This window comes from Mesorhizobium sp. M4A.F.Ca.ET.050.02.1.1, assembly GCF_003997725.1.
Classification (GTDB): Bacteria; Pseudomonadota; Alphaproteobacteria; order Rhizobiales; family Rhizobiaceae; genus Mesorhizobium.
Map to the genome: position 1 here is coordinate 1 of NZ_RZSG01000576.1, position 3,885 is coordinate 3,885.

Annotated in this window: 1 pseudogene; it reads right to left on the reverse strand. The window is 66.5% G+C overall.

What is annotated here, in order from left to right:
* A pseudogene (locus EOA33_RS27175) lies at positions 1-3,885 on the reverse strand (kinesin); the annotation flags it as partial.

Sequence of the window (3,885 nt, forward strand, 5' to 3'; positions counted from 1 at the left end):
CAGGGGCCGCTGCTGCCGCCGCATTCGACGCCAGGCGCTCGTCGGCGCCGGCCAGCGCCTGCTCGATCTCGCGGGCGTGGACGGCCAGTTCCTGACCGGTCTGACGCGCGCGGTCGGCGACCCGCTGCTCGGTGCTGGCGAAGGCCCCGACGATGGTCTCGGCATGGCCGCCGATGGTCGTGGTGCTGTCGGCGATGCGGGCGACCAGACGCTGATCCGCATCGTCGAAGATGCGGGCGATCTCCGATGCACGCGACGACAAGGCTTCCGAACCTTCGGCGATGCGCGAGATCAGATGCTGGTCGGCGGCATCGAAGATGCGGCCGAGATCCGAGGCGCGTGCGGCAAGCGCTTCGGCCGACTCGCCGATGCGCATGCTCAGCCGTTCGTCGGCGCCCTCGAAATTGCGCAGGATGTCGCCGGCGCGGGCTGCCAGCGACTGCGCCGTTTCAACCGCACGTGCAACCAGCTTCTGGTCCGCCGCGTCGAAGGTGCCGGCGATCTCACTGGCGCGTGCGGCCAGCTGATCGGCGGTCTCCTGGGCACGGGCGAGCATCGAACTCGATATGTCGTCGTGGCGGGCAAGCAGCGCGCTGGTGGTGTCCTCTGCACGCGCATGCAGGCGGCGATCGGCGTCCTCGAAGGCGCGCGCGATGTCCTCGGCCCTGGCGAGCAGGGCCGACGAGGTCTGTTCTGCGCGTTCGGCGATCTTGCGGTCGGCATCGCTGAAGGCCTGCCCCGCCTGTTCGTGCAGGACGCTGGTGACCTCCATGACCTTCTCGCGCAGGGCGCCGGCGACGAAGACCGCGCTCTTCTCCAGCACGTTGCGGACATTGTCGACGCCGGTCGACAGCGCACGTTCCATGGTTCCGGCGCGTTCCTCGATGATGCCGGTCTGCCGGTTGAAGGCCTGTTCGATCTTCTCGACATCGGCGGCGATCGATGCCGAGATGTCGCCGCTCCTGGCTGCGATCTGGTCGATATGGCCGGACAGCGAACGGTCGACGTCCTTGCGCGTGTCGACGAGCTTCGCCAGATCGTCTTCCAGCGCACGGGACAGCATGTCTCGGCCTTCGGCCAGCTTGCCAACATGACCGGCGATGATGTCGTCGATCTCGCTGCGGCCCGCGGCGAGCTTCTGCAGGTCCGCTTCCAGGGCGCGTTTGAGGATATCGCGACCCTCGGCAAGCTTCTCGACCTGGCCAGCGACCAGCCCGTCGATGCTGGAGCGGCTCTCGGCCAGCTTGGCGAGATCGTCCTCGAGCGCCTTGGAAAGCGCCGATCGATCCTGGGCAAGCCTGTCGCTGTGGCCCTGGAGAAGGCCGTTGACGTTCTCCAGATCGGCTTCCAGCACGCGTGCGAATTCCGCGCGGTTGTCGGTGAGTTTCTGCGACTGGTCGGCAATCGCGCTGCGGATCGTGTTGAGATCGGCTTCCAGGGCGCGCTTGAGGATATCGCGGCCCTCGGCAAGCTTCTCGACTTGGCCGGCGACCAGCCCGTCAATGCTGGAGCGGCTCTCAGCCAGCTTGGCGAGGTCGTCCTCAAGCGCCTTGGCCAGCGTCGAACGGTCCTGGACCAGCCGGTTCTGGTGATCGGCCATGATGCCGTTCACGTTCTGCAGGTCGTCCTGCAGGGCCTGCGACAGCGTCGAGCGATCCTGGACGAGCCGGTTCGTGTGATCCGCTATCAGGCTGTTGACGTTCTGCAGATCGGCTTCCAGGGCCTTGGATAGCTGGCTGCGCTCTTCCGCGACCCGCTCGGAATGACCGGCGATGGCGCCCTTGATCGTGCTGATATCGGCCTCGAGCGCGCGCTTGAGGATATCGCGGCCCTCGGCGAGCTTTTCGACCTGGCCTGCGACCAGCCCGTCGATGCTGGCCCGGCCCTCCGCCAGCTTGGCGAGGTCGGCTTCGAGCGTCTGCGACAGCAAGCTGCGGTCGTCGGCCAGCCTGACGGAATGACCCTCGATCAGGTTCCTGATGCCCGACAGGTCGCTCTCCAGCGAACGGCTGAGCTCACCCCTGTCTTCGGCGAGCTTGGCGGAGTGGGTCTCGATCAGGTTCCTGATGCCGATGATGTCGGTCTCGAGCGCCTTGGCAAGCACGGAGCGGCCTTCGCCGATCTTCTCGACCTGGCCGGCGACCAGCCCATCAATGCTGGCGCGGCTGTCGGCCAGCTTGCTGAGATCGGCTTCCAGGGCACGCGACAGAATGTTGCGCCCCTCGGCGAGCTTCCCGACATGCCCGGCAACCATTTCATCAATGATCGTACGGGCTTGCACGAGTTTTCCTGAGTCTTCATTCAAAGCCTGGGCAAGCCGGTTGCGACCCTCTTCGAGCTGCTCCAGATGGCTGCCGAGCGATGCGTCGATGGCGGCGCGCGATTCGTTGACCTTGCGCAGATCCTCTTCCAGCGCGCGAGCGATAAGGTTGCGGCCTTCCGCCAGCTTCTGCACCTGGTCGGTCACGGCTGCATCGATTCCGGCGCGGCTTTCGGCGAACGTCGCCAGGTCGGCCTGCATGGCGGCAGCCATGCGGTCACGGCTTTCCGAGAGCTTGCGGCTGTGGTTCTCCACCGCTTCCTCGATGCCGACGCGGGCATCCGCGAGCCGCTGGATGTCGCTGTCGAAGGAACGCGACACGACATGGCGGGCGGCTTCCATGCGGCCGGCGAAGTCGCTGGCGCGGGCCTCGAGCATGGAGGAGGTTGACGAGACGATGTCGGCCATGTCCGCGCCGATCTGGGTCTTGCCCTGGTCGATCATCGCCGACAGCTGGTCCTTGCTCTCGGCGAAAGTGTGGGCGATCTCGCGTGCGCGTTCGACCAGCGTCTCGTTGATCTGGCGCGCGCGCGCCTCGAGCGCGGCGTTGAGTTTCTGAGTGCCGGTGTCGAGCGCTTCGGCGCGGGTCTGGAATTCGCTGATCAAAGCCTGGCCGCGCTCGGCCAGCGTGCGCTCTATGCCGCTGAGGCTGTTTTCGAACTCGGAGCTCAGCGTGCGAGCGGCGCCGCCGAGCAGCGAAACCATGCCGCTGGTGCGGTCGTCGAGCAGGTCGGTCAGCGACCGGGTGAGGCCGTCGGTGGTGTCGGTCAGCTTGGCGATACGCGTATCGAGCAGGCTGGCGAAGGCCTCGCCCGAGGTCGACAGCCGGTCGGTGATCGTATCGAGCCGGCCTTCGACAGAATCGAAGATCGACATCGAGCTCTCGTTGATGCGGTCGATCAGCGTGTCGCCGGAATTGTTGATCGTCATCGACAGCTTGGTCGAGGCATTGAGGATCGAGTCGCGGATGATGTCGCTGGCCGAGCCGATCTCGTCCCTAAGCGTCTCATGCGCGCTGGCTATCGAGGCGCGGACGCGCTCGGCATGGGTGACGACGGCTTCGCGCTCGCTGCCGAGACCGTCGACCAGCGAGCGGATGCGGGCTTCGTTCTCCGAATAGGAGCGCTCGATCTGGTTGACTTCGCTGTGCACCAGCGTTTCCAGCTCGACGGCACGCGCCAGCGTGCGTTCGATGCCTTCGCCCATCGCCGCCACCTCGCGGCGCACGGCCTGACCGATCATCATGACGCGGTCCTGGGCAAGGTTCTCCGGCTCGGCCAGGCGGAAGGCCACTTCCGTCATCGACTGCGCCGCAATGCGCATCTCCTGGGCCCGGCGCACCATCGCCGCGAACGCCCAGAACAGGATGACGGGGATGATCGCCGCGACCGCGAGGCCGATCAGCTCGGGGCGGGCGAAGAACTGGTCGACGGTGCGGATTTTCCAGATGCCCGGGCCGAACAGGAGGTTGGCCAGGCCGCCGGCGCCGGCGATCCAGGCCAGCGAAATGAACGCCACGACCCAGTAGATGGTGCTCGACGCGCGCCGGTTGAGACCGTGCAGCA